At 67.1% G+C, this 25,595-nt stretch carries 23 protein-coding genes; 3 read left to right on the top strand and 20 right to left on the bottom strand.

Annotated elements, in window-relative coordinates; translation table 11 throughout:
* Nucleotides 1-234: 234 nt before the first annotated feature.
* Complete coding sequence (locus tag A5658_RS25090; RefSeq protein ID WP_067341944.1) at nucleotides 235-735, top strand: Rv3235 family protein; 501 nt, start codon at nucleotides 235-237, stop codon at nucleotides 733-735.
* On the opposite strand, the gene A5658_RS25085 is transcribed toward A5658_RS25090, so the two are convergent.
* From A5658_RS25085 to A5658_RS25015, 15 genes are all read right to left on the bottom strand, one after another.
* Nucleotides 732-1,886: a cation:proton antiporter gene (locus A5658_RS25085; RefSeq protein ID WP_067341836.1), complete on the bottom strand. Its 1,155-nt coding sequence runs from the start codon at nucleotides 1,884-1,886 to the stop codon at nucleotides 732-734. The genes A5658_RS25090 and A5658_RS25085 overlap by 4 nt on opposite strands.
* A 4-nt stretch (nucleotides 1,887-1,890) precedes the next feature.
* Entirely contained in the window at nucleotides 1,891-2,373 is a 483-nt protein-coding gene (locus tag A5658_RS25080) for a cation:proton antiporter regulatory subunit (protein WP_067341834.1), read from the bottom strand.
* A 4-nt stretch (nucleotides 2,374-2,377) separates the two neighbouring features.
* The gene (gene secA, locus A5658_RS25075; protein ID WP_067341822.1) at nucleotides 2,378-5,182 is read right to left on the bottom strand and encodes a preprotein translocase subunit SecA; all 2,805 of its coding nucleotides are present in this window, start codon (nucleotides 5,180-5,182) and stop codon (nucleotides 2,378-2,380) included.
* Nucleotides 5,183-5,318: 136 nt separating this feature from the next.
* Nucleotides 5,319-5,993 (bottom strand): ribosome hibernation-promoting factor, HPF/YfiA family, encoded by a 675-nt coding sequence (hpf, locus tag A5658_RS25070; RefSeq protein ID WP_369830568.1) that lies wholly within the window; start codon nucleotides 5,991-5,993, stop codon nucleotides 5,319-5,321.
* Between the two features lie 278 nt (nucleotides 5,994-6,271).
* Nucleotides 6,272-6,910 carry a ComF family protein gene (locus tag A5658_RS25065; protein ID WP_067341816.1) on the bottom strand — a complete coding sequence of 213 codons (639 nt, stop codon included), beginning with the start codon at nucleotides 6,908-6,910 and terminating at the stop codon, nucleotides 6,272-6,274.
* A gap of 43 nt (nucleotides 6,911-6,953) precedes the next feature.
* Nucleotides 6,954-8,714: an MtrAB system accessory lipoprotein LpqB gene (lpqB, locus tag A5658_RS25060; protein ID WP_067341813.1), complete on the bottom strand. Its 1,761-nt coding sequence runs from the start codon at nucleotides 8,712-8,714 to the stop codon at nucleotides 6,954-6,956.
* Nucleotides 8,714-10,372 carry an MtrAB system histidine kinase MtrB gene (gene mtrB, locus A5658_RS25055; protein ID WP_067341809.1) on the bottom strand — a complete coding sequence of 553 codons (1,659 nt, stop codon included), beginning with the start codon at nucleotides 10,370-10,372 and terminating at the stop codon, nucleotides 8,714-8,716. The genes lpqB and mtrB overlap by 1 nt, the downstream gene beginning before the upstream one ends.
* A 34-nt stretch (nucleotides 10,373-10,406) precedes the next feature.
* Nucleotides 10,407-11,093, bottom strand: coding sequence for a two-component system response regulator MtrA (gene mtrA / locus A5658_RS25050; RefSeq protein WP_067341807.1), 687 nt, complete (start codon nucleotides 11,091-11,093; stop codon nucleotides 10,407-10,409).
* Nucleotides 11,094-11,179: 86 nt separating this feature from the next.
* Nucleotides 11,180-11,809 (bottom strand): dTMP kinase, encoded by a 630-nt coding sequence (locus tag A5658_RS25045; protein WP_067341804.1) that lies wholly within the window; start codon nucleotides 11,807-11,809, stop codon nucleotides 11,180-11,182.
* Nucleotides 11,810-11,906: 97 nt separating this feature from the next.
* Nucleotides 11,907-13,379 carry an adenosylhomocysteinase gene (gene ahcY, locus A5658_RS25040; RefSeq protein WP_067341801.1) on the bottom strand — a complete coding sequence of 491 codons (1,473 nt, stop codon included), beginning with the start codon at nucleotides 13,377-13,379 and terminating at the stop codon, nucleotides 11,907-11,909.
* Between the two features lie 96 nt (nucleotides 13,380-13,475).
* Nucleotides 13,476-14,147, bottom strand: a complete 672-nt coding sequence (locus A5658_RS25035; RefSeq protein ID WP_067341799.1) for a TetR/AcrR family transcriptional regulator — start codon at nucleotides 14,145-14,147, stop codon at nucleotides 13,476-13,478.
* Nucleotides 14,144-14,326, bottom strand: coding sequence for a rubredoxin (locus A5658_RS25030; RefSeq protein WP_067341941.1), 183 nt, complete (start codon nucleotides 14,324-14,326; stop codon nucleotides 14,144-14,146). Before A5658_RS25030 ends, A5658_RS25035 begins: the two co-directional genes overlap by 4 nt.
* 103 nt (nucleotides 14,327-14,429) lie before the next feature.
* Nucleotides 14,430-15,659 (bottom strand): alkane 1-monooxygenase, encoded by a 1,230-nt coding sequence (locus A5658_RS25025; RefSeq protein WP_067341939.1) that lies wholly within the window; start codon nucleotides 15,657-15,659, stop codon nucleotides 14,430-14,432.
* Between the two features lie 184 nt (nucleotides 15,660-15,843).
* Nucleotides 15,844-17,058 (bottom strand): alkane 1-monooxygenase, encoded by a 1,215-nt coding sequence (locus A5658_RS25020; RefSeq protein WP_067341796.1) that lies wholly within the window; start codon nucleotides 17,056-17,058, stop codon nucleotides 15,844-15,846.
* Nucleotides 17,059-17,161: 103 nt separating this feature from the next.
* The gene (locus tag A5658_RS25015) at nucleotides 17,162-18,664 is read right to left on the bottom strand and encodes an amino acid permease (RefSeq protein WP_067341793.1); all 1,503 of its coding nucleotides are present in this window, start codon (nucleotides 18,662-18,664) and stop codon (nucleotides 17,162-17,164) included.
* 32 nt (nucleotides 18,665-18,696) lie between these two features.
* Here A5658_RS25015 and A5658_RS25010 point away from each other — a divergent pair, with 32 nt between their 5' ends.
* The gene (locus A5658_RS25010) at nucleotides 18,697-20,073 is read left to right on the top strand and encodes an NAD(P)/FAD-dependent oxidoreductase (protein WP_067341790.1); all 1,377 of its coding nucleotides are present in this window, start codon (nucleotides 18,697-18,699) and stop codon (nucleotides 20,071-20,073) included.
* Here the strand turns inward: A5658_RS25010 and manA are convergent.
* From manA to A5658_RS24990, 4 genes are all read right to left on the bottom strand, one after another.
* Nucleotides 20,070-21,296, bottom strand: a complete 1,227-nt coding sequence (gene manA / locus A5658_RS25005; protein ID WP_067341787.1) for a mannose-6-phosphate isomerase, class I — start codon at nucleotides 21,294-21,296, stop codon at nucleotides 20,070-20,072. The genes A5658_RS25010 and manA overlap by 4 nt on opposite strands.
* A gap of 21 nt (nucleotides 21,297-21,317) precedes the next feature.
* Nucleotides 21,318-22,403, bottom strand: coding sequence for a TobH protein (locus A5658_RS25000; RefSeq protein WP_067341784.1), 1,086 nt, complete (start codon nucleotides 22,401-22,403; stop codon nucleotides 21,318-21,320).
* Nucleotides 22,400-23,806: a phosphomannomutase/phosphoglucomutase gene (locus tag A5658_RS24995; protein ID WP_067341781.1), complete on the bottom strand. Its 1,407-nt coding sequence runs from the start codon at nucleotides 23,804-23,806 to the stop codon at nucleotides 22,400-22,402. The genes A5658_RS25000 and A5658_RS24995 overlap by 4 nt, the downstream gene beginning before the upstream one ends.
* A 94-nt stretch (nucleotides 23,807-23,900) precedes the next feature.
* Nucleotides 23,901-24,338: a DUF3499 domain-containing protein gene (locus tag A5658_RS24990; RefSeq protein WP_197503219.1), complete on the bottom strand. Its 438-nt coding sequence runs from the start codon at nucleotides 24,336-24,338 to the stop codon at nucleotides 23,901-23,903.
* Between the two features lie 161 nt (nucleotides 24,339-24,499).
* Between A5658_RS24990 and A5658_RS24985 the strand changes: the two genes are divergently transcribed.
* Complete coding sequence (locus A5658_RS24985; protein ID WP_067341936.1) at nucleotides 24,500-24,922, top strand: metallopeptidase family protein; 423 nt, start codon at nucleotides 24,500-24,502, stop codon at nucleotides 24,920-24,922.
* Between the two features lie 66 nt (nucleotides 24,923-24,988).
* On the opposite strand, the gene A5658_RS24980 is transcribed toward A5658_RS24985, so the two are convergent.
* Complete coding sequence (locus tag A5658_RS24980; protein ID WP_082993415.1) at nucleotides 24,989-25,351, bottom strand: WhiB family transcriptional regulator; 363 nt, start codon at nucleotides 25,349-25,351, stop codon at nucleotides 24,989-24,991.
* Nucleotides 25,352-25,595: the final 244 nt, after the last annotated feature.

The raw sequence follows: 25,595 nt of genomic DNA, 5'->3' as shown, positions 1-25,595 counted from the left end.
CCCTTTACGTCCCTTGCGAATTGGTTCACCGACCAATATGCCGCAACGCTATCGGGCCGTCGGGCGCCGGACTGCGCGAGTACGAGGATGCGGCAGTTGTGCGATGATCCTCACACGTGGTGATCGCGGCGCGGCGCAAGCCGGGCGAAACCGGTCGCCGCAACACCCAACGTCTGCCACTCTCCAGCAGGCCAGCTCGGATAGCCCTTCGAAAATGCGCGGGAGAGTGCAGTGTTGACCGGTTCTCATCCATCGGACTCAAGCTCAGTTGCTGGGCGGTCGTGCGCCGTTACCCCCGTCGTCGACTGCGAACCACCGCCCCGCGACGTCCGGCAGTGCCGCCCCTCGCCGAGCGTCCTGCGGAAGCGCAATACCCATGCGCCACAACGACATCCCCCGTCGATCGCGATGCCGTTGCCGATGCGACAAGCGGCGGCCTTCGCCGACGCCGCGCTGCGCCGAGTCCTGGAGGTGATCGACCGCCGTCGCCCGATCGCCCAGCTGCACGGGCTGCTGGCCGCCGCGCTGGTCGACTCGGTGCTGTCGGCCAATCGACACGTCCGCGGCGCGGACGGGGTGGCGGTGCTACGCCGGGTGCGCCTGCAACCGGTCAGCGGCCTGGCCGCCGCCGAGGTATTCGGCAGCTACAGCCGCGGGCCCCGCACGCACGCCATCGCTTGCCGCATCGAAAAGTGCGCCGGACGCTGGCAGGTGGTCGCGCTGCACATCGGCTAGGGCGCACCCATGGTCGCCGGTCGTGGGGCGCCGCCGAATCGGGCTAGCACCGGACCGACGACCGCCACGACGAACACATACGACATGGCGACTGGCGCCAGCCCGTGGATCGAGGTGCCGACCAGGCCGATGATGATCAACGAGAATTCGGCGCGCGCGATCAATGCGAGGCCGGCCCGCAACTGCCCGCGCCGGGCCACCCCGTCGCGTCGGGCGGCGTACATGCCGGTCACCACCTTCGCGGCGCTGGTCGTCACGGCCATCGTGACGGCGGCCGGAAGGACGGGCACGAGCGCTCGCGGATCGATGCCAATCCCCACCCCGAGAAAGAACACCGCGGCGAACAGATCGCGCAGCGGCCCCAACACAATCCGCGCCCGGTGTGCGGTGTCGCCGGTGAGCGTCAGGCCGACCAGGAAAGCGCCGACGGCCGCCGATGCGTGCACCTCTTCGGCCAGCGCGGCGACGATCAACGTCACCCCCAGCACCCGCAACAGCAACTGCTCGGAATCCCGGGTTCCCACCAGCCGGCCGAAGTAGTGGCCCCACCGGCGTGACACCGCGAACGCGACCCAGAACGCCCCGACCCCGACCACCATGCCGAGCAGAGCCTTGGGCCAAGTGCCTCCGCTGGCCAACACCGCGAACACCGGCAGGTAGGCCGCCATCGCGAAGTCCTCGAGCACCAATACCGCCAGGATCGCCGGTGTTTCGCGGTTACCCACCCGGTTGAGGTCCTCGAGCAGGCGGGCGATCAGGCCGGACGACGACACGTAAGTCACCCCGGCCAGCGCCAGGATGCCGATACCGGGAAAGCCCATCAACCAGCCCGCGATGGCGCCGGGCGTCGCATTGAGGACGACGTCGACCAGCGCGGAGGGAACGTGTTGCTTCATGCTGCTGGCGAATTCGGCGCTGGAGAACTCCAGACCGAGCGTCAGCAACAGCAGCACGACGCCGATCGGTGCCCCGGTTTTGATGAACACGCTGGCCTCGGTCACCGGCTGGATGCCACCCTTGCCCAGCCACAGTCCGGCCAGCAGGTAGAGCGGTATCGGAGACAGGGCGAGGCGGCGGGCCAGCGCGCCCAGCAGCGCAAGCGCAGTCAGGACCGCGCCGAGTTGCAGCAGCAGCGGCGCGGAAATCTGCACGCGCTCAGCCCTTTTGGACGAGCTGCTGCACGCCCCTGATTCCGGCCTCGGTGCCCACGACGATCAATACGTCCTCGGCGCGCAGCAGTTCGGAAGGCCCAGGCGAAGCGAGCACCTGGTCGTTGCGCACGATCGCGACGATCGATGCGCCGGTCCTGGTTCGGGCCCGGGTGTCCCCAAGCGGCCGGTCGACGAAGATGCCGCCCGGCAGGATGTGGACTTGGCCGGCCTCCAGCCCCGGTATCTCCTTGGTCAACTCGGTGAAGCGTTCGGCGATGCGCGGGGCGCCCAGGATCTGTGCGACCGCATCGGCTTCCTCGTCGGTGAGCCGAAAGACCGGGTGGGCTTCGTCGGGGTCGTCGGCGCCGTAGAGCACCACGTCGAAGTAGCCGCCCCGCCGCGCCACGATCCCAATCCGCTCACCGTGGGTGCTGGTGAACTCGTAACGTACGCCCATGCTGGGCAGCAGGACTTCCTTGACGTCCATCGGACTAGCGTCGCTTGGGCTTGGCGTGCCTACCCTGCCGCCGCGCGGCCTCGCGTCGCTCGCGTCGCGTGCCGCCCCCCGCGGTCGCCGGCGACTTGCCGCCGTTGCCGTGCACTTGCGCCGAGCCGTCCTCGGCCGGCCCGGTGTAGGTCAGCGCGGGCGCCTCGTTGTCAATTCCCTTGGCGCGCAACGCTGCCGCCGGCTCACGAGGTGCACCGGCCTGCTGCTGCGCCCCGGCCGCGGCCGCGGTGACGAACTCCGCCAGGCCCTCGGGTTCGTCGACCGGCCCGACCTGTTGCGCCGGTACTGCCTCGACCGCGACGTTGAACAGGAACCCGACCGACTCTTCCTTGAGGCCGTCGAGCATCCCGGTGAACATGTCGAAACCCTCGCGCTGGTACTCGACGAGCGGGTCGCGTTGCGCCATCGCCCGCAGCCCGATGCCCTCTTTGAGATAGTCCATCTCGTAGAGGTGCTCGCGCCACTTGCGGTCGATCACGTTGAGCAACACGTTGCGTTCCAACTGGCGCATCGCGCCCTCACCGGCCAGCTCCTCGAGTTCGGCTTCCCGTTTGGCGTAGGCCCGCTCGGCGTCTTCGATCAACGCATCGAGCAGCTCTTCGCGGGTCAGCTCGCCGGGTTCGCCGACCGCGTCGTCGTCGATCAGGGTGTGGTGGTCGATGCCGACCGGATACAACGTCTTGAGGGCTTCCCAGAGCTTCTCCAGATCCCAGTCCTCCGCATAGCCCGTCGCGGTCGCACCGTCGACGTAGGCGGTGATCACGGCGACGAGCATGTCGTGCGCCTGCTGCTGCAGGTTCTCGCCTTCCAGAATGCGGCGGCGCTCGGCGTAGATGACCTTGCGCTGCTGGTTCATCACCTCGTCGTACTTGAGGACGTTCTTGCGGACCTCGAAGTTCTGCTGCTCGACCTGGGTTTGGGCGCTCTTGATCGCCCGGGTCACCATCTTGGCCTCGATTGGGACGTCGTCGGGCAGGTTGAGCCGGGTCAGCAGCGACTCCAGCGCCGCGCCGTTGAAGCGCCGCATCAACTCGTCGCCCAGCGACAGATAGAAGCGGGATTCGCCCGGGTCACCTTGACGGCCCGAGCGGCCGCGTAGCTGGTTGTCGATGCGGCGCGACTCGTGCCGCTCGGTGCCCAGCACATAGAGCCCGCCCGCCTCGATGACCTCTTTGGCCTCGGCGGCGGCCTCGGCCTTGACGATCGGCAGCTCTTCGTGCCACGCCGCCTCGTACTCGTCGGCGGTCTCGACGGGGTCCAGGCCGCGCGCCCGCAGCCGCAGGTCGGTGAGGAAGTCGACGTTGCCGCCCAACACGATGTCGGTACCGCGGCCGGCCATGTTGGTGGCGACCGTGATGGCCTTGCGGCGGCCGGCCTCGGCGATGATGCCGGCTTCCTGCTCGTGATACTTCGCATTGAGGACGTTGTGCGGGATGCGCCGCTTCTGGAACTGGCGCGATAAGTACTCCGAGCGCTCCACGCTGGTGGTACCGATCAGCACCGGCTGGCCTTTTTCGTAGCGCTCGCTGACGTCGTCGACGACCGCGATGTACTTGGCTTCCTCGGTCTTGTAGATCAGGTCGGTCTGGTCGACGCGGATCATTTCCTTGTTGGTCGGGATCGGCACGACGCCCAGCTTGTAGATCTCGTGCAGCTCGGCGGCCTCGGTCTCGGCGGTACCGGTCATGCCGGAGAGCTTGTCGTAGAGCCGGAAGTAGTTCTGCAGCGTGATGGTGGCCAGCGTCTGGTTCTCGGCTTTGATCTCGACGCGCTCCTTGGCCTCGATGGCCTGGTGCATGCCCTCGTTGTAGCGGCGCCCGACCAGCGTGCGCCCGGTGAACTCGTCGACGATGATCACCTCGCCGTCGCGCACGATGTAGTCCTTGTCGCGGGCGAACAGCTCCTTGGCTTTCAGCGCGTTGTTGAGATAGCTGACCAGCGGCGAGTTCGCCGCCTCGTAGAGGTTGTCGATGCCGAGCTGATCCTCGACGAACTCCACGCCCAGCTCGTGCACGCCGATGGTGCGCTTGCGGATATCGACCTCGTAGTGGACGTCCTTCTCCATCAGCGGGGCGATGCGGGCGAACTCGGTGTACCAGTTCGACGCGCCGTCGGCCGGTCCGGAGATGATCAGCGGCGTGCGGGCCTCGTCGATCAGGATGGAGTCCACCTCGTCGACGATCGCGAAGTTGTGGCCGCGCTGGACGCAGTCGTCGAGGGTGTGGGCCATGTTGTCGCGCAGGTAGTCGAAGCCGAACTCGTTGTTGGTGCCGTAGGTGATGTCGGCGGCGTAGGCGATGCGGCGCTCGTCGGGGGTCATGGGGGCGAGGATCACGCCGACGTCGAGACCCAGGAAGCGGTGCACGCGGCCCATCCACTCGCTGTCACGTTTGGCCAGGTAGTCGTTGACCGTGACGATGTGCACGCCCTTGCCGGCGAGGGCGTTGAGGTAGGCCGGCAACACCGAGGTGAGGGTCTTGCCCTCACCGGTCTTCATCTCGGCGACGTTGCCGAAGTGCAGCGCTGCGCCACCCATCACCTGCACATCGAAGTGCCGCTGGTCGAGCACCCGCCACGCGGCCTCGCGGGCCACCGCGAACGCCTCGGGCAGCAGGTCGTCGAGGCTTTCGCCGTCGGCGTGCCGTTTCTTGAATTCTGCGGTCCTGGCCCGCAGTTCGTCGTCGGTCAGCTTCTCGATGTCGTCGGACAAGGTGTTGACATACTCGGCCACCCGCTTGAGGCGCTTGACCATGCGACCTTCACCAACGCGCAGCAACCTACTCAGCACAGCTTTGTCCCCTAGGGCAAATTGCCCGGCTCCTTCTCATCGCGCTACGCACTCTGCATCGTCACCGGGCGGGATCGAAGTCTTCAGCGTCCCCCATCCTAGGTGACGAGCCCGATCGGACTGTTTACCTCGGGCGTCAGGCCAGGCGAATCAGTCCGTAGTCATAGGCGTGCCGGCGGTAGACCACGCTGGGCCGTTCGGTCTGGCTGTCGTAGAAGAGGAAAAAGTCGTGGCCGAGGAGTTCCATCTCGTACAGCGCGTCATCGACCGACATCGGCTTGGCCTCGTGCTCCTTGGTGCGCACGACGCGCCCGGGCAGGTGATGACCATTGGTGCCCTCGGGGTCCCCGAAGTGCGGGGTCTCGATGTCGTCGAACGCCGGCTCGGGTTGCGGCACGACGGCGGTGGCGGCGGCCAGGGACACCGGGGTCTTGTCGCCGTAGTGGACCTTGCGGCGATCCTTCACGCGGCGCAGTCGGCCCTCCAGTTTGGCGACCGCGGCCTCGAGCGCGGCATAGAAGCTGTCGGCGCACGCTTCGCCCCGGACCACGGGGCCGCGACCGCGAGCGGTGATCTCGACATGCTGACAGGACTTGCGCTGGCGACGATTGCGTTCGTGGTCGAGTTCGACGTCGAACAGGTAGACGGTTCGATCGAATCGCTCCAGGCGGGCGAGTTTCTGCGAGACGTAGACGCGGAAGTGGTCAGGGATCTCGACGTTGCGCCCTTTCACCACGACCTCGGCGTGCGGGGTCGGTTCGTGCTCGTCGATGTCGACCGGAGGTTCTGCCAGCAGCTGTCCGGAATCCACGGTTTGCCTTGACATGCTTGACAACTCGCCTTCTCTCGCATTGCACGCAGCTAAGCGCGCCCGGTTATGGGTGCACGCGCCGACGGGGTTGTCAGAACAGGATTGGCCGCCCGCCGATGCAAGGTGTCGAAAACTCACCCCCTACCGTTGACGGTGGCGCCTCAAGCTGCGATTTGCGCTGCGTTAAGGCGTTGTTGGTGCTTGCGATCGACGGTAGACCGTGGACGGGCAGCAGTGCCACCATTTTGGGCGACCTGTTGCGAGTTCTTCACAAACGCTCACGCCGCAGCTAACGCCAGCACAGCCGACACCCGCGTGCCGGCGGCCTGCAGCACGCGGACCGACTCACGCGCGGTCGCCCCGGTCGTGACGATGTCGTCGACCAACAGCACCTCACCACAGGCCGGCAGGCGGCGTCGCGTCAGCAACACCCGGCCGGCGATATTACGTTCGCGTGTGGCGCTGTCCAGCCCAGCCGAGTCGCGTGCCCAAGGTTTCATCCGCAGCGCGCGGGCGATCGTGATACCGGGATGACCGGCCGTCGCCAGTGCGGCGATCCGGGTGACCGGATCTCCCCCGCGCTGCCGGGCCGACCAGCTGCGGGTCGGGGCCGCGACGACGGTCAACGGCACCGTGAGCAGACCCCATCCCAGCAGCCGGTCCAAGCCCAGGGCCAGCGAACGGGACAGCGGCGTGGCCAGGTCCGCGCGGCCGCGGTCCTTTACCCCGACGATCGCGCGCCGGCGCGCACCGGCGTAGCGGCCCAGCGCGAACACCGGTACCTGGGGATCGATGCGCGGGGTGACGACTCGTGGCGCGTCGGGACCCAAGGCCAACTCGGCGGCGCAGACTGCACACCACCGGGTCGACGGCGTCCCGCAGCCGCCGCATTCCAGCGGTAGGACCAGATCCAGCACGGCGCAATTCTGCCGCCAGGCACCGACACTTCTGTCCGGCGACTCAGCCGGGCATCACCGGCATCGCTCCGCCGACCATGAACGCTGGGACGTCGATCCAACCCTGCACGCCTTCGGCGCCGGAGATCGACAGCTGCATCACGCCGCGCGGATCGGCGACGTACACCGTCGACGGGTTGGCCGCGATCACCCCGACCGGTTGCTGCAGATGGCCGGTCGGCGCATCGGAGTTCACCCCGTCGATGTTGACGTAGGACACCGGGTGCTCGGCGTCGTTGCGGCTCACCGCGATGTCCTCGTCGGTGCGCCAGGCCAGCGACACGACCGAGGAGCCCAGCCCGAAGCCGAGCCGCCGCGGATAGGTCAGCGCGAACTGGCCGGCCTGAGTCTGCTCGACGCTGGCGCAGATCACCTGCCCGTTGATCACCATCGCCGCGCGCGTGCCGTCACGGGACAGCTGCAACTCGGCGATGACGCCGGGGAAGTGACTGGACACCGCGGCCGAGTCGACTGGCAGGCGCGCGGGTTGCCCGGAGGCGGTTTCCTGGATGGCGCGCAGCACTGTGTTGCCGTCGGCCACCACCCATACCGCGTCGTCCAGCGACCAGGTCGGTCGCGAAAGGGTATGTCCGTCAGCGGCTTCTGCTGCCTCGCCACCGAGGTCGCCGATCCACAGCGACGACGCCATGTCGGGGGCGCCGGGCCGTTGCACCACCACCGAGGCCGCCCGGTGCCCGTTACGCGACAGCGCGGCGGCGGCCTGGTCGGTGGCCCGGCCAAAGGCGCCCGGCACCGGGTCGGAGCGCTGGCCGTCGAGTGCCACGATGCGTCCGCCGATCAGCGCGTGCACCCCGGCGGCCGCGCCTTCGGCCACCCCCGGGTCGGTGGCTGCGACGTCGGTGGTGTTCCAGCCGTCGGCGAAGCGCTCGTCGAGCGAGGCCCCGTCGGCCTTGATCACGTACGGCCCCTTGATGTCGGCGCGAGCCAGTGTCCAGATGATCTGTGCCGCAACGAGTTGCCTGCTGCGCGGGTCGGCGACGGTCAGCAATTCCAAGTCGATGCGGGCGCCGCCGTAGCCGCGACCGATGCCGCCCTTGCCGCCGTCGGCGCGGGTCACCGGGCCCCGCAGTCGCACCGGCGAGGTCAGCATGTTGTGCACGCTTTTCGACATCTCGGGGCGCGGTCCGGCGATCAGCTTGGACACCAGCTCGGTGGCCAGCTGGTCGCGATCGGACACGGCGACGTAGCGCGGGTCCGGCACCATCGTCTTGCCGGTCGGGTCGGAGAAATACAGCGTGTTGCGCTTGTAGGTGGCCTGAAATTGCTGCCAGTCCAGGAACACACCGTCGGGTAGCTTGTCGATACGCCAACCGCCCGGCGTCTTGACCAGTTCGATCGGCCCGGGGTCGGGCAGCTGGCCCTCGGCGGTCTCGAAAACACCAATGTCCGACAGCGAACCGAGGACCTCGGCCCGCATGGCCACGGAAACCCTTTCGGCGCTGTGGGTTTCGACGAATACCACGTGGTCGATGAGCAGCGCGCTACCGGCGTCGTCCCACTTGTTGGACGCCGTCTGGGTGAGGAACTGCCGGGCCGCGAGGTGCCGGTTGGCCGGATCGGCGGTGGCCTTGAGGAATTCGCGCAACAGCACGTCGGGTTCCATGCCGGGCGTCGGCTTGGGCAGGTTCGCCGGCGCCGGCCGGTCGACGGTGCCGATGGCCTGTGGCGCCGATCCATTCGGCACCCCCGCGCAGGCGGCCAGGACGAGGGTCGACGCTGCCAGGAGCGCGATTACCCGACGCATCACACGCCCCGCTCGGCGTGCTCGCGTTGCCGGGGTGGGCGCTCGTTCCGTTCTGGGGCAACAGGTTTCATCGGCAGCGGGCTGGTTGTCACCTTGTGTCCGCGAACCAGCGGAAGGGTGAGCCGGAAGCAGGCGCCGTTACCCGGCTCCCCCCAGGCTTCCAGTCGTCCCTGGTGCAGCCGGGCGTCCTCGACGCTGATCGCCAGGCCTAGACCGGTCCCCCCGGATCGCCGCACCCGCGACGGGTCGGAGCGCCAGAACCGGCTGAACACCAACTTCTCCTCGCCGGGCCGAAGGCCGACGCCGTAATCACGCACGGTCACCGCGACGGTGTCTTCGTCGTAGCCCATCCGGATGCGGACCGGTTTGTGCTCCGCATGGTCGATCGCATTCGCGATCAGGTTGCGCAGAATGCGCTCGACCCGGCGTGGATCGACCTCGGCGATGACGTCCTCTTCCGGCATGTCGACGATCATCTGTACGCCGGCGTCTTCGGCCAGGTGCCCGACATTGCTCAGCGCGTTGTTGACGGTTGTCCGCAGATCCACTGCCTCAACCGACAATTCGGCGACACCGGCGTCGTGACGCGAGATTTCCAGCAGATCGCTGAGCAGCGACTCGAACCGGTCCAGCTCGTTGACCATCAACTCGGTGGACCGCTGCAGCGCGGGCTCGAGGTCTTCCATGTGGTCGTGGATCAGGTCGGCGGCCATCCGGACGGTGGTCAGCGGGGTGCGCAGTTCGTGGCTGACGTCGGAGGTGAATCGGCGCTGCAGGTTTCCGAACTCCTCGAGCTGTGCGATCTGGCGCGACAGGCTCTCGGCCATGTCGTTGAACGACACCGCCAGCCGGGCCATGTCGTCTTCGCCGCGGATCGGAATCCGTTCGGACAGATGGCCGTCGGCGAATCGTTCGGCCGTCCGCGCGGCGGCCCGGACCGGGACCACCACCTGGCGGGTGACCAGCCATGCGATGCCGGCCAGCAGCACCATCAGCACTAGACCGCCCGTGGCCATGGTTCCGCGGACCAGCGCGATCGTGCTCTGCTCGTTGCCCAGCGGGAACACCAGGTACAGCTCGAGGTTGTTCACCCGCGAGGTCGTCGGGGTGCCGATCACCAGCGCCGGGCCCGAGAAGCCTTCGGTGTGCACGGTCGCGTACTGGTAGGCCACCTGCCCGGCCTTGACGAATTCCCTTAGCGAATCCGGCAATTGGTCGACCGGCCCGGCCGACGCCGCCGGGCGCGGGCCCTGACCGGGCACCACCAGCACCGCGTCGAACGCGCCGGCCAAGCCCGCCCCGGACGTGGGGTCGGTCTTGGACGTCAACGTGTTGCGGGCCAGCTGCAAGCTGCTGTCCAGCGAGCGGGCCTCTTCACCGCTGACGATCCCGCTGACCGTGCTGCGGGCGCGCTCGATCTGCTCGGTGGCGGCGCGAAGCTTGACGTCCAGCACGCGGTTGGTGACCTGGCTGGTCAGCACGAAGCCCAGCGCCAGGATCACGGTCAGCGACATGCCGAGAGTCAGGGCGAGCACCCGAAGCTGCAAGGAGCGGCGCCACGCCACGCCCAGCGCGCGGCTCAGTGTGCCCATGCCCCGCATGACAGGGCCGGACCGGCCAAAACGACCACGAAAACGTGGTCTCGACCCCCAGATCACCCGCGCCGCTCCAACTTATTGCGACGCTTCAGGATCACGGAGGTCCGGCCTTGTAACCCACTCCTCGAACGGTCAGTACAACGGTCGGGTTTTCCGGGTCTTTTTCGACCTTGGCCCGCAGACGCTGGACGTGCACGTTCACCAAACGGGTGTCCGCGGGGTGGCGGTAGCCCCACACCTGTTCGAGCAGCACATCACGAGTAAACACCTGGCGCGGTTTGCGCGCCAACGCCACGAGCAGGTCGAACTCCAGCGGCGTCAACGAGATCTGCTCGCCGTTGCGGGTGACCTTGTGGGCGGGCACGTCGATGTCGACATCGGCGATCGAGAGCATCTCGGCCGGCTCGTCTTCATTGCGCCGCAACCGCGCCCGCACGCGGGCGACCAGCTCCTTCGGCTTGAACGGCTTCATGATGTAGTCGTCGGCGCCCGACTCCAGCCCGAGCACCACGTCGACCGTGTCGGTCTTGGCCGTGAGCATCACGATCGGGACCCCGGAGTCGGCGCGCAGCACCCGGCATACGTCGATGCCGTTCATGCCCGGCAGCATCAAGTCCAGCAACACCAGGTCGGGCCGCAGTTCACGTACCGCGGTCAGCGCCTGGGTGCCATCACCAATGACGGCGGTGTCGAAACCTTCTCCCCGCAGCACAATGGTCAGCATCTCGGCCAGCGACGCGTCGTCGTCAACCACGAGAATCCTTTGCCTCATGGTCTCCATGGTGTCACCAGAACGGGCCAAAAGGGGGCTACCACACGCGTGTTTCGTGCACCTATTACCACAGCTGACTCACAACGGGGCGGCAACTAGGCCATTAACTGAGCCGCGAGCCCGCCCGGATCGACCGTCTCGTCGACCACCAGCCACCGTCCAACCCAGTTCGCCGCCGCCAATTCGGCGTAGACCGCGGCGGTGCGCTGCTGCAGTCCGATGTCGCGTTCGTAGGCGTCGCGTTCCCGGCCGCGGTCCACGCTGGCCCGGTGGCGGGCGCGCTGATCAGCGAGTTCAGCCGAAACCCCGAGCAGCACCTGCCAGTCCGGCGTCGGCAACCCCAGCCGGCCGTATTCCAGCTCGTGCACCCAGCCGACCGCCTCGCCGTCGGCCCGCTGGTGCAGGCGCGCGGCGCTGTACGCGGCATTGGACGCGACGTAGCGATCCAGGATCACCAGGTCGTGGTCGCGGCGCAGGTCGCGAATCTGATCCGCGCCGCCCGCGCGGTCGAGTGCGAACAGCATCGCCATCGCATACACCGAGGAAGCCAGGTCACCGTGCCGGCCGTGCAGCGCCTCGGCCGCCACGTCGGCGGTCACCGACTGCCCGTAGCGCGGAAAGGCCAGCGTCGCCACGGATTTCCCGGCGGCCTGGAACGTCGCGCGTAGGCCATCGGTGAGCGTCCGCTTGCCGGCGCCGTCGACGCCCTCGATAGCAATCAGCACGGCGCGAGCCTAGTCGCGCCGTGCTGATTGTGATGATGCAGTCACGCTTGGCGCCGAGTGTGACTGTGCTGTCACGCTCGGCGACCGACGCGATAACTCAGTAGCGGTAGTGGTCGGGCTTGTACGGGCCGTCGACGTCGACACCGATGTACTCGGCCTGCTCCTTGGTGAGCTTGGTCAGCTCGCCGCCGAGGGCTTCGACGTGGATGCGAGCCACCTTCTCGTCCAGGTGCTTGGGCAGCCGGTAGACCTCGTTGTCGTATTCGTCGTTTTTGGTCCACAGCTCGATCTGCGCGATGACCTGGTTGGAGAAGCTGTTGCTCATCACGAACGACGGGTGGCCGGTCGCGTTGCCGAGGTTCAGCAGGCGACCCTCGGACAGCAGGATGATCGACTTGCCGGTGTCCGGGAAGGTCCACAGGTCGACCTGTGGGCGGATGTTGGTCTTGATCGCTCCCGACTTCTCCAGCCGCGCCACCTGGATCTCGTTGTCGAAGTGGCCGATGTTGCCCAGGATCGCCTTGTCCTTCATCGCCTTCATGTGCTCGAGGGTGATGATGTCTTTGTTACCGGTGGTGGTGATGACGATGTCGGCCTCGCCGATGACGTCTTCGACCCGCTTGACGTCGTAGCCCTCCATCAGCGCCTGCAGGGCGTTGATCGGGTCGATCTCGGTGACGGTCACCCGCGCACCCTGGCCGGCCAGCGAGTCCACCGAGCCCTTGCCGACGTCGCCGTAGCCGCAGATCAGCACCTTCTTGCCACCGATCAGCACGTCGGTGCCGCGGTTGATGCCGTCGATCAGCGAGTGGCGGCAGCCGTACTTGTTGTCGAACTTGGACTTGGTCACCGAGTCGTTGACGTTGATTGCCGGGAACGCCAGCTCCCCGGCGGCGGCGAACTGGTAGAGCCGCAGCACACCGGTGGTGGTCTCCTCCGACACACCCTTGATCGACGCGGCGATCTTGGTCCACTTGTCCTTGTCGGTCTCGAAGCGCTTGCGCAGCAGGTTCAAAAACACCCGGTGCTCGGCCGAGTCGTCTTCCTCGTCGGGCGGAACCACGCCGGCCTTCTCATACTGCGCGCCGCGCAGCACCAGCATGGTGGCGTCACCACCGTCGTCCAGGATCATGTTGGCCGGCTCGTCGGGCCAGGTCAGAATCTGCTCGGCGGCCCACCAGTACTCCTCGAGGGTCTCGCCCTTCCACGCGAACACCGGCACACCCTGCGGCTTCTCCGGGGTCCCGTGCGGGCCGACGACCACCGCGGCGGCGGCGTGGTCCTGGGTGGAGAAGATGTTGCAGCTCGCCCATCGAACTTCAGCACCGAGGCTCGTCAGGGTCTCGATCAGCACCGCGGTCTGCACGGTCATGTGCAGCGAACCCGAGATGCGGGCGCCCTTGAGCGGCTGGACGTCGTGGTACTCACGACGCAGCGACATCAGGCCCGGCATTTCCTGCTCGGAAAGCTCGATGTCGCGGCGGCCGTAGTCGGCCAGCGACAGGTCGGCCACCTTGAAGTCGATCCCGTTCACCACGTCAGCGGTCAGCTGCTGTTCGGTCGTCGTCATCTACTACCCATTCCTCCGGTCAACTAATTAGCTTGGTTATATATTAATCGCGACGCGTTGCCCGCCACGATCTGAGGTCAGTCGGCGACGACAAGCCTATTCGCTGGGTTTCGCGCCCTCACCGGTGGTACCCGGCTCGAAGTCATCCCGAAGTTCACCGTAGCGCTCGGCGGCCGGCGTCATGAGTCGTGCCAGGTCAGCGGCCACGTCATGATCCGCCTCTGGCGGCATCGACACGTAGCTCATCGCCAACCGGACGATCGCGCGCGCGATCATCCCGGAATCCTCCTCGCTGGCGCGCATCCAGCTGTGCACGAACGACGACGTCAGGCGCGCCGAGCAGTGCGTGATGATCGGCCCACTGTCGGTGGTGATGATCTGCAGCAGATCGGGTTTGGCCACGCCGGTCTGCAACGAGATCACCAGCGGATCGGCCGCGGAGTCGGCGAAGAACGCCCGAAACCCTTGCAGGAACGCGGCGTAGACGTCGCCGACGTTGGCGTAGATCGCGTCCTCGACGGCGCTCGCCAGCCGGTCGGCCAGCCGCAGCGCGTAGCCCTGGGCCAGGCCGTGGCGCGACCCGAATTCGTTGTAGATGGTCTGGCGACTGATCCCCGCGGCGCGGGCCACGTCGGCCAGGGTGATCGCCGACCAGTCGCGGCTGAGCAACAGCTCCCGCATCGCGTCGAGCACCGAATCACGCAACAGGGCCCGTGACGCCTCGGCGTACGGGACCCGTTGCTTCACATGCGTGAGGGTAGACGTCACGTGCGCGCGACTTCCACCATCTCGAAGTCCGACTTCGCGGCGCCGCAGTCCGGGCAGCTCCAATCCTCGGGGATGTCATCCCAGCGGGTGCCGGGGGCGATGCCGTCCTCCGGCCAGCCCTTGGCTTCGTCGTACTCGAAGCCGCACTGCACGCAGATGAAGAGTTTGTAGTCGTTCATGTCGATACCTCCATTGAAAGTGAACGACACGACGCTTTTCCGGCGTGTCGCGTCGCCGAATTCACGTCGGCGACAACTGGTTCGGGGCAGCGGCAGCTGACCATCAGGCCGCCGCTTCGTAGCGGGCAAGGATCTTCTCGCGCAGGCGGGGCTGCACGTTGACCCGGGTGATGTCGCCGCCGTAGTGCGCGAGCACCCGGTGGTCCATCAGCCGACGCCACAGCGGCGGGAAGTAGGTCAACCCGATCAGCGCCGCGTAGCCGCTGGGCAGGTTCGGTGCCCCGTCCATGCTGCGCAACGTCTGGTAGCGCCGGGTCGGGTTGGCGTGATGGTCGCTGTGCCGTTGCAGGTGATACAGGAACAGGTTGGTCACGATGTGGTCGGAGTTCCAGCTGTGCTCGGGCGTGCACCGCTCGTAGCGGCCGTTCTCACCTCTGCGCCGCAACAGCCCGTAGTGCTCGAGGTAGTTGACCGACTCGAGCAGGCTGAAGCCAAAGACCGCCTGGATGAGCAGGAACGGGATCAGCGCCAGGCCGAACACCGCGATCAGAGCGCCCCACAGCACCACGGTCATCAGCCACGCGTTGATCACGTCGTTGGACAGGTAGGTCTTGGGATTCCACGGGTTGCCGCCCTGCCGGCGAATCCGCTGAGCCTCCAGCCGCCAGGCCGACTTGGCGCTACCAAACACGCTGCGCGGCAAGAACTCCCAGAACGTCTCGCCGAAGCGTGCCGACGCGGGGTCTTCGGGCGTCGCCACCCGGACGTGGTGGCCGCGGTTGTGCTCGATGTAGAAGTGGCCGTAGCCGGTCTGCGCGAGGGTGATCTTGGACAGCCACCGTTCCAGCGAATCCTTCTTGTGCCCCATCTCGTGCGCGGTGTTGATGCCGACGCCGCCCAGGGCGCCTACCGACAGCGCGAGACCGATCTTGGCCGGCCAGCTCAGCGGCCCGTCGTAGCCCAGCCAGCCGAGGTTCGACGCGGTGAACAGGTACGCGCCGAGAACCAGGCTGACGAACTGGAACGGGATGAAGGCATAGGTGCAGTAGCGGTAGTACTTGTCGTTCTCCAGCCACTCCATCACCTCGTCGGGCGGATTCTGGCCGTCGGCGCCGAACCGCAGGTCAAGCGCCGGAAGCAGGATGTAGAGCAGGATCGGACCGATCCAGAACAGCACCTGGGAAGCGGTCTGCCAGCCGGCCTGATTCATCGCCCAGACGATCGGCAGGATCGCCAGCAGCAGCGTCGGGACGATCAGTCCCATCAGCCACAGATAACGCTTCTTGTCCTGCCACATCCGCGCGTTCGGTAGCGCCGCTGCCGCTGACGTCATATCGCCAACCTCCTTGTGAGCCATCACACCTTGAGACTGGACATTAGTGCACTCTGCGTCGCTTGTCTAGACATATCGTGATGATTTGTAAAAACCGCAGGACATTAAGGGTCCTCGCACGTGCACTCAGTGCGAAAAATCGGCCGGCGAAAAGGTCGCCGTCACTACGGGCGCAGCGCGGCGGTCAGGCCGCAGACCCGTAGCGGGCCAGCATCTTCTCCCGCAGGCGGGGCTGCACGTTGATCTGCGTGACGTCGCCGCCGTAATGCGCGAGCACCCGGTGATCCATCAGCCGGCGCCACAGCGGCGGGAAGTAGGTCAACCCGATCAGCGTCCCGTAGCCGCACGGCAGGCTCGGCGCCCCCTCCATGCTGCGCAAGGTCTGGTAGCGCCTCGTTGGGTTGGCGTGGTGATCGCTGTGCCGTTGCAGGTGATACAGCAACAGGTTGGTGACGAGGTGATCGGAGTTCCAGCTGTGCTCGGGCGTGCAGCGCTCATAGCGGCCACTGGCTTTCTTCTGCCTGAGGAGTCCGTAGTGCTCGAGATAATTGACCGCCTCCAGCAGGCTGATGCCGAACGCCGCCTGGATGAGCAGGAAGGGGATCACCGCGGGGCCACAAACCGCCACCAGCGCGGCCCACAGCGCCACGGTCATCAGCCACGCGTTGAGGGCGTCGTTGGTCTTCGGATTCCACGGATTGCCGCCCTGCCGCCGGACCCGCTGTGCCTCCAGCCGCAACGCCGAGCGAAGGCTGCCGAAAACGCTGCGTGGCAAGAACTCCCAGAACGTCTCGCCGAAGCGCGCCGACGACGGGTCTTCCGGTGTCGCGACCCGGACATGATGACCACGGTTGTGCTCGATGAAGAAATGGCCGTAGCCGGTCTGCGCCAGCGAGATCTTCGACAGCCAGCGCTCCAGCGAATCCTTCTTGTGCCCCAACTCGTGCGCGGTATTGATGCCGACGCCACCCAGGGCGCCTATCGACAGCGCCAGGCCGATCTTGGCCGGCCAACTCAGCGGACCTTCCTGACCCAACCAGCTGAGGTTCGGCGCGACGAACGTCAGCGCGGCGGCGACGAAGCTCAGGTATTGCAACGGGATGAAGGCAAAGGTACAGAAGCGGTAGTACTTATCGTCTTCCAGCCACTGGGTCACTTCGTCGGGCGGATTCTGTCCGTCTGCCCCGAATCCGAGGTCGAGCGCGGGCATCAGGACGTACAGCAGGATCGGGCCGATCCAGAGCAGCACCTGGGAAGCGGGATACCAGCCCGCCTGATTCATCAGCCAAATAAACGGCGTCACGGTGATCACCAGCGTCGGGAAGATCAATCCCATCAGCCACAGATGGCGCTTCTTGTCCTGCCACGGCACCGTGGTGTCGGCAGATCCTCCTGGCATACCGGCAGCCTCCGGCGAGTCGTGGGACCTCGAGACGCGACGAAACGATGTGGCGCCTCGAGTGATCTTGATTCTCCGATACTAAGTCGAACGCCCACCGCTTTCAAACGGAGCGATTACTCAGTTGCACACCATGTTTGGCATCGGCGTCACGCCTGGCCAGCACCGAATTCCGGTGGCCAAAGCCAAGGTAGATCCCCACCCCGATGACCATCCACACAACAAAGCGCACCCAGGTGATCACGCTGAGGTTGACCATCAGCCAGACGCAGGCGCACGCCGACGCGATGGGCAGCACCGGCACCCACGGCGCGCGGAACCCGCGCGGCAGATCCGGGCGGGTGCGGCGCAGCACGATGACGCCGGCCGACACCAGCAGGAACGCGAACAGGGTGCCGACGTTGACCATCTCCTCGAGTTTGTCGGCGGGAAACACGGAGGCGGTCGCGCCGACCATCACCGCGACCAGCACGGTGATCCGCACCGGGGTGCCGTGCGAACCGGTCTTGGCCAGCCGGCGCGGCAACAACCCGTCGCGTGCCATCGCGAACAGCACCCGGCAGCCGCCGAGCAGGAGCACCATCACCACGGTGGTCAGCCCCGCGAGCGCGCCGATCGAGATGATCCCGGAAGCCCAATGCACGCCGTTCGCGGCGAAGGCGGTGGCGAGGTTGGCGTGCTGACCGTCGGGGGCGGTCTTGAGTTGCGTGTAGGACACCATCCCCGACAGCACGACCGACACCCCCACGTAGAGCACGGTGACGATGCCGAGCGTGGCCATAATGCCGACGGGGACGTCGCGCTGCGGGTTCTTGGTCTCCTCGGCCATGGTGGCGACGATGTCGAATCCGATGAACGCGAAGAACACGATCGAGGCGCCGGCCAGCACCCCGTACCAGCCGTAGTGGCTGCTGTGCGCACCGGTGAACAGCGACAGTAGCGACTGGTTGATGCCGCTGCCGGAGCGGTCATCCTCTGGCGGCGGGATGAACGGCGAGTAGTTCGCTCGTTTGACGTAGAACGCTCCCACGACGATCACCAGCAGCACCACGGTGACCTTGACCGCGGTCACCACCGTCGAGAAATGCGACGACAACCGGGTGCCCAGGGCCAGCAACGTGGCCACCAGCGCGACGATCAACAGCGCTCCCCAGTCCAGCTTCGTGGACCCGAACCGGATTGTTTTGCTTGTCAATCCGAATACCGTCTGCAGATAGCTCGACCAGCCTTTGGCGACCACCGCGCCACCGATCGCCAGCTCCAGGACCAGGTTCCAGCCGATGGTCCAGGCCACGAATTCGCCGAACGTGGCATAGGAGAACGTGTAGGCGCTGCCGGCCACCGGCAGCATCGAGGCGAACTCCGCGTAGCACAGCGCCGCCAGGCCGCAGGTGAGCGCCGCGATCAGAAACGAGATCCAGATCGCGGGCCCGGTGATATCACCCGCGGTGGACGCGGTGACGGTGAAGATACCCGCGCCGATTACCACCGACACGCCGAACACACACAGGTGCCACCAGCTCAGGTCCTTGCGGAGTCGGGTCTCCGGATCGTCGGTGTCGGCAATCGATTGCTCAATCGATTTGGTGCGCCAGCGATTAGCCATGTCCTAAGGACAGTACCGAGTACGGTGGCGAGATGGGTGGGGAGAACATCCGGGGACACGCCGTCGTGATCGGCGCCAGCATCGGCGGGCTGTCCGCGGCGCGGGTGGCCTCGGAGTTCTTCGACCGGGTGACGGTCTTCGAACGCGACGAACTGCCGAGCACACCCAGTAACCGCGCCGCCGTCCCGCAGGGCCGCCACGTGCACCTACTGATGGCCCGTGGCGCACTGGAATTCGACGAGTTGTTCCCCGGTCTGCTCGACGACATGGTGGCCGCCGGCGTACCCATCCTGGAGAACCGGCCGGACTGCATCCACTTCGGCGCCGCCGGACATGTGCTGGGCACCGGGCATACCCTGCGGGACCGGTTCACCGCCTACGTGCCGAGCCGACCGCAACTGGAATGGCAGATCCGCCGCAAGGTCCACGACATTGCCAATGTCGAGATTCAGCATCGGTCGGTGGCTCAGCCACGCTTCGATTTCGACGTCCAACGGGTCACGGGCGTGCTGCTCGACAGCGACACCGACGAATCCGACTTCGTGCCCGCCGACCTCGTCATCGACGCGGCCGGACGCGGTACCCGGCTGCCGGTCTGGCTGGAGCAGTGGGGTTTTCAGCGTCCGCCGGAAAAGACCATCGATGTGGGCATCGGCTATGCGTCACAACAGTTTCGGCTGCCCGAGGGCGCGATCCGGGAGCGGGTGATCGTCGCCGGCGCATCGCGGGACCAGCCGCGCGGGCTGGGCCTACTGGGCTACGAGGACGGCACCTGGACGCTGACGACTTTCGGTGTCGCCAAAGTCGAACCGCCGCAGACCTTTCCGGAGATGGTCACGCTGGCCGACACATTGCTGCCGGAGCGCATCGCCGGAGCGCTGCGGCGGGCCGAACCCGTCGGCGAGGTGGCTTTCCACCGCTTCCCCGCCAGCCGGTGGCGGCGATACCACGAGTTGGACCGCTTCCCGGCCGGGATCGTGCCGCTCGGCGACGCGGTAGTCAGCTTCGACCCGACCTACGGCCAGGGCATGACGATGACGTCGCTGCAGGCGGGTCATCTTCGTCGCGCCCTGGCCGAGGGTGGCGATGTGGTGCGCGCGGTGAATCGGGCCACCGCCAAAACCACCTTTCCGGTCTGGACGATGACGGCGATCGGAGACCTGACGTTCCATCACGCGGCCGGCGACAAGCCGTGGTGGTTCGGTCCGGTCGGCGGCCTGTTCGACCAATTCCTCGGCGCGGCCGAGACCGATCCCGTTCTCGCCGAATGGTTCCTGCGACGGTTCTCGTTGCTGGACAGCCTCTACATGGTCCCGTCGGCGAAGCTTGTCGGTCGCACTATCGCGCACAACATGCGGCTGTGGCTGGCCGAGCAACGGGCCGGCCGACGAGAACACGCGCGGGCCTAAAGGCCGACGGTGGCCCGGAAGATCTTGGTCGGCTCCTGAGCGACCAGCCGGATCGGGCCGTCGTCGGCGGCCACCCACGCGGCGGCGCCACGGGTCAGCACCAGCGCCCCGGACTTTCCGTGTACGGCCGTCGTACCCTCGATGCAGAGCAGGATCTGCGGTCCGTCGTGGCGCGACGGCGCGTCGACCTCGTGCCCGACCAGGTCGTCACCCAGCAAGAGCATCGACGCCGCGAACTCCGCGGTGGGCGTGTCGTAGAACGACGCCAGCCCATCCCGATGGGTGTCGGCGCGCAACTGCGATTCGGTCGTCGGGTTGAAGTTCAGCACTCGCAGCAACTCCGGAACGTCGACGTGTTTGGGGGTCAGGCCACCGCGTAACACGTTGTCGGAGTTAGCCATGACCTCAAGGCCGACACCGCGAAGATAGGCGTGCAGGTTGCCGGCCGATAAGTAGATCCCCTCGCCGGGGCCCAGCGTGATGCGGTTGAGCAACAGCGCGGCCAGCACCCCGGCGTCACCGGGATAGCGCTCCCCCAGCTCGAGCACGGTCTTGGCCTCGGCGGCGAATTCCGTGGCGCCGGAACTCACGTAGTTGATCGCGCCGTCGAGCACCGCGGCAACCAGAACGTCGATGTCGGGTTGTGGCGCGGTAATCCAGGTGGTGAACAACGCCCGCAGACCGTCGGCGTCGGACTGGTCGTTGAGCAAATCGATGAACGGGTCCAGATCCGATACCGCCAACGCGCGCAACAGCTCGATGGTCTTGGCCGCGGGGCGAAAGCCCGCCAGCGCCTCGAATTGCTGCAGCGCCACCAACAGTTCGGGCTTGTGACTGGCATCGCGATAGTTGCGCACCGCCGAGTTCACCGGGATGCCCAGCTGCTCCTCACGCCGAAACCCTTCGGCCGCCTGCTCGGCGCTGGGGTGCGCCTGCAGCGACAGCGGTTCGTCGGCCGCCAGCACCTTGAGCAGAAACGGCAGTACATCGCCGAATTGGGCGCGAGTCGCCGCGCCCAGCTGGCCTTCGGGATCGTCGAGCACCGCCTGGAGCAACGACACTTCGCCGCCGGGCTCTTCCAGCCACGACGGATCGCCGGGGTTAGCGCCCAGCCACAGTTCGGCTTCGGGATGCGCGGCCGGTACCGGACGACCGGTGAATTCCGCGATGGCGGTCCGCGACCCCCACGCGTATGTCCGTATCGCTCCGCGTAGCAACTGCACTTGCCATTACCTCAGAACCAGTTATCCCCGTACCAACCGCAAATAAACCGCCGCCATCTCCAGTCGGACAGCCAATATAGCCAGCTGCTGCTCCGCTCGTTGGGCTCCAGGCGGCGTGGGACGCCCGGCCAGGTCCGGCACATCCTCGGCGCCGACCAGGTCGACGTCGTGCAGCCCGGCCACCCGAGACGTCACCACGGCGCGCTCGGCTGCGAGCGTCAGCACCAGCAATCTGAGCCGGTCCGCGATCGGCCCGTCGATCTGGTCGTCGTGAAACAGCGACTCCGTGAGATCGACGAAGGCGGGACCCGGACCGGCCCGCAACGCCGTCAGTGCGTCGGCCATACCGCTGGCGGCCGCCACCTCGTTCGCGACACGAAGCAGCACACCCGAGCCATGCCGGGCCAGCGCCAGGGTGGCGGCGCAATCGCCCGCGAACACCACGCGTCGCCTCGACATCCGCTCGACAAGTGCCTTGGCGGGATTGGTGAAGAGTTCACGGGTGGCGCTGTTGCGCAACGCTTCCGCGTCCAGCTCGTCGGCCAGTGCGGCGAGATCCACCCGCAGCGGGGGGTCGACGGCTCCCAGGACCGCCAGGCCCACGGCCAGGTATCGGCACAGGCCGAACTCACCGGCGACCGGCAGCCGCGGCTCCAGCACTGCCACCCGCCCGGCGGTGCTGTCGCGTAGCGGGCCCTCGTAGGGGGCGGCGACCACGACCCGCGCGCCGCGGCGCACCCCGCTGCCGGCGGCCCCGACCAGCGCAGGATCGCCGGGATCGTCGCCCGCCACGATCAGCACGTCCAACGGCCCGATCCACGGCGGCGCCTCCGCGGCGATCACGATCGGCGCGGCCGCCGAACCACCGGACGTCGCGGCAAGGATTGCACCCGCTGTCTCGGCGACGCCGCGTCCGGGCACCCAGATGATCGTGCGCGGACGGGCATCCTGGTCGACCACCGAATCCAGCGCGCCCTCGTCGACCGCGGCGGCGACCGACCGGACATGCGCGCCGGCCGTCGACGCCGCGCGCAGCAGTCCGTCGCGATCAGCGCCGAGCAGGCCGTCGGTGTCGTCGAGGTCGATCGCGGCCTGGGCCGCGTTCACGTGACGGCCTCCGGCTCGCCGACCTGGCTGTTCTGTCGCTGGATCTCCGCGCCGACCTGCTCGACGACCACGTCGACGTCTTCGGTGCAACGCCCTTCCACGTTCAGCCGCAACAGGGGCTCGGTGTTGGAGGTGCGCAGGTTGAACCAGCTGCCCTCGCCGAGGTCGACCGTCACCCCGTCGAGGTGATCGATGGAGTGGATCCGGCTGCCGAAAACCTTGAGCACCGCCTCCACGCAGGCGGCGGAATCTGCGACGGTGAAGTTGATTTCGCCGGACGACTCGTAGCGCTGATAGTCCGCGGTCAGATCGGACAGCGGACGGTCGGAGTTGCCCAGAGCGGCCAGCACGTAGAGCGCGGCCAGCATGCCCGAGTCGGCGCCCCAGAAGTCGCGGAAGTAGTAGTGCGCCGAGTGTTCGCCGCCGAAGATCGCGCCGGTCTCGGCCATCAGCGCCTTGATATAGGAATGCCCGACGCGCGAGCGGACCGGCGTGCCGCCTCGCTCGATCACCAGCTCGGGCACCGCGCGCGACGTGATCAGGTTGTGGATCACGGTCGCGCCGATCTCGCGGCCCAACTCACGGGCGGCAACCAGCGCGGTCACCGTCGACGGCGAGACTGGCAGGCCGCGCTCGTCGATCACGAAGCAGCGGTCGGCATCGCCGTCGAAGGCCAGCCCGATGTCGGCGTTGTTCTCGCGGACAAAGGCCTGCAGGTCGGCCAGGTTCGCCGGGTCGAGCGGGTTGGCCTCGTGGTTGGGGAACGAGCCGTCGAGTTCGAAGTACAAGGGCAGCAGCGTCAGCGAGTCGATCGCGGCGAGCACCGCGGGTGCGGTGTGGCCCGCCATCCCGTTGCCCGCGTCGACGGCCACCCGCAGCGGACGCAGCCCGTCGGTGTCGACCAGCGAACGCAGGAACTCGCCGTACTCGGCCAGCACATCCTTGTCGGAGACGATTCCGCGGCTGCCGTCGTGGGGTTGGATGCCGGCGATCACGTCGTCGCTGATCGCACTCAGCCCGGTGTCGGCGCCGACCGGCTTGGCGCCCGCCCGGCACAGCTTGATGCCGTTGTAGGCGGCCGGGTTGTGGCTCGCGGTGAACATCGCGCCCGGGCAGTCGAGCAGTCCGGAAGCGAAGTACAGCTGATCGGTCGACGCCAGCCCGATCCGCACCACGTCCAGGCCCTGACCGTTGACGCCGTCGCCGAAGGCGGCCGCCAGCGACGGCGAGCTGTCCCGCATGTCATGGCCGATCACGACCTGGCGGGCCCCTTCGCCGCGCATCAGCCGGGCGAAGGCGGCGCCGACGTCGGTGACAAACGACTCGTCGATTTCCGTACCGACCAGGCCTCGCACGTCATACGCCTTGATCACACGGTGAACAGCCGCGGCGGGCCGAGACATCGAGAGGGCTCCTGACGACAAACAACGAGCGGGGGTGCGTCAAGCCTAGCCGGGCGGCGGAGCCGACCCGCACGCTCGGTTGACCGCGCGACCGCTACTCGGAGGGATCCGGCAGTACCCGAAGGTGCCCGCGGCGACGACCGTTGCCGGCCGGTCGCGCAGCGGTCGACGTCAGTACGCCGGTGGCCGGCGCCTCGACCGGCGCGGCGCCGAACTGTCCGGCGGGCTCGTGGAATCCGCTGACCGTAACACCGCCGGCGGCCACGTCGCGGCCTTCGCGGACGGCTTCGGCCAGCGCGATCAGGTCGTCCTCGTCGGGGTTGGTGGCCAGCGGCCCGGCATGCCGGACCAGCTCCCAGCCGCGCGGCGCCGTGATGCGGCCGGCGTGGCTCACGCAGAGGTCCCAGGAATGCGGCTCGCTGGCGACGGCCAACGGGCCGACCACAGCCGTCGAGTCCGAGTAGACGAAGGTCAGCGTCGCGACCGCGTAGTGCGGACACCCTGGCCGGCAGCAGCGACGCGGAACGTTCACGATCGAGAGGTTATCGTGCGAAAACGTCCACACCGCGGCGGACACGCGCATTCAATCGGGCCAGGATGCCCAACCGTTACCATCGGCAGGTGAGCGATTCGCGCAGCTCCCCGCGCGGTCGGCGCTCGCCGGGTAAACGGGTCTCGCGCCGCGGCCGCGACATGCGCGGTCCGCTGCTGCCACCGACTGTTCCCGGATGGCGCAGTCGCGCCGAGCGCTTCGACATGGCGGTGCTGGAGGCCTACGAACCGATCGAGCGCCGTTGGCAGGAGCGACTGACTGGGCTCGACGTCGCCGTCGATGAAATCCCCCGGATCTCGGCGAGGGATCCGGAGAACGTGCAGTGGCCGCCGGAGGTGGTCGCCGACGGACCGATCGCGCTGGCCCGGTTGATCGCCGCCGGCGTCGACGTCCGCGGCAGTGCTACCCGCGCGCGAGTTGTGCTGTTCCGCAAGCCAATCGAACGACGGGCCAAAGACACTGTCGAACTGGCCGAATTGCTGCATGAGATTCTGGTGGCCCAGGTGGCCACCTACCTGGACGTCGAACCGTCGGTCATCGACCCGACCATAGAAGACGAATAGCGGGCGACCGCGAGCGCGGCTGCCGCGCGCTCAGCGGGTCACCCGCTATTCGATAACCCCTCTAGGTCAGATGATTCCGCGCTTGAGGCGACGACGTTCGCGCTCGGAAAGCCCACCCCAGATACCGAAACGCTCGTCATGAGCCAGTGCGTACTCGAGGCATTCGCTACGCACCTCGCAGCCAAGGCAGATCTTCTTGGCCTCGCGGGTGGAGCCGCCCTTCTCGGGGAAGAACGCCTCTGGATCCGTTTGAGCACACAACGCCCGGTCTTGCCACTGGTCGGTCGCTTCCTCGTTGCCCTCGAATTCGTCTTCGATGGCCTCGGGAACCAAACTCAAATGGGGCCTTGGGGATACCCCTGTCGACGGCAGACCGGGAGCGGTGTGCGGTGTTCCTCCCATTAGTCCCCGAAGGTGTTCATAGGACATGCTCCGCCTCCTCACCTGGTTTCGTAGATCGCGAATGTCACCACTGTTCTGATGTCGGCCATCTGCGATTCGAACATTTGATCGAATCTCGGTCTGCGACACCGAATCCGGCCGGCCAACCGAAATGACACTGCTGTGATTACACACGGGTAAGAGTCGATTCGCAAGCGATTCGGCAGATTTCCATATCATCTCGTGACCAATTTTTTGCGGTACCGAGGCCGAATCGGGTGTGGCGTGTCGG

The organism is Mycobacterium sp. 1245111.1 (assembly GCF_001673405.1).
Taxonomy (GTDB): Bacteria; Actinomycetota; Actinomycetes; order Mycobacteriales; family Mycobacteriaceae; genus Mycobacterium.
This window is presented reverse-complemented; position numbering and strand designations above follow the sequence as displayed.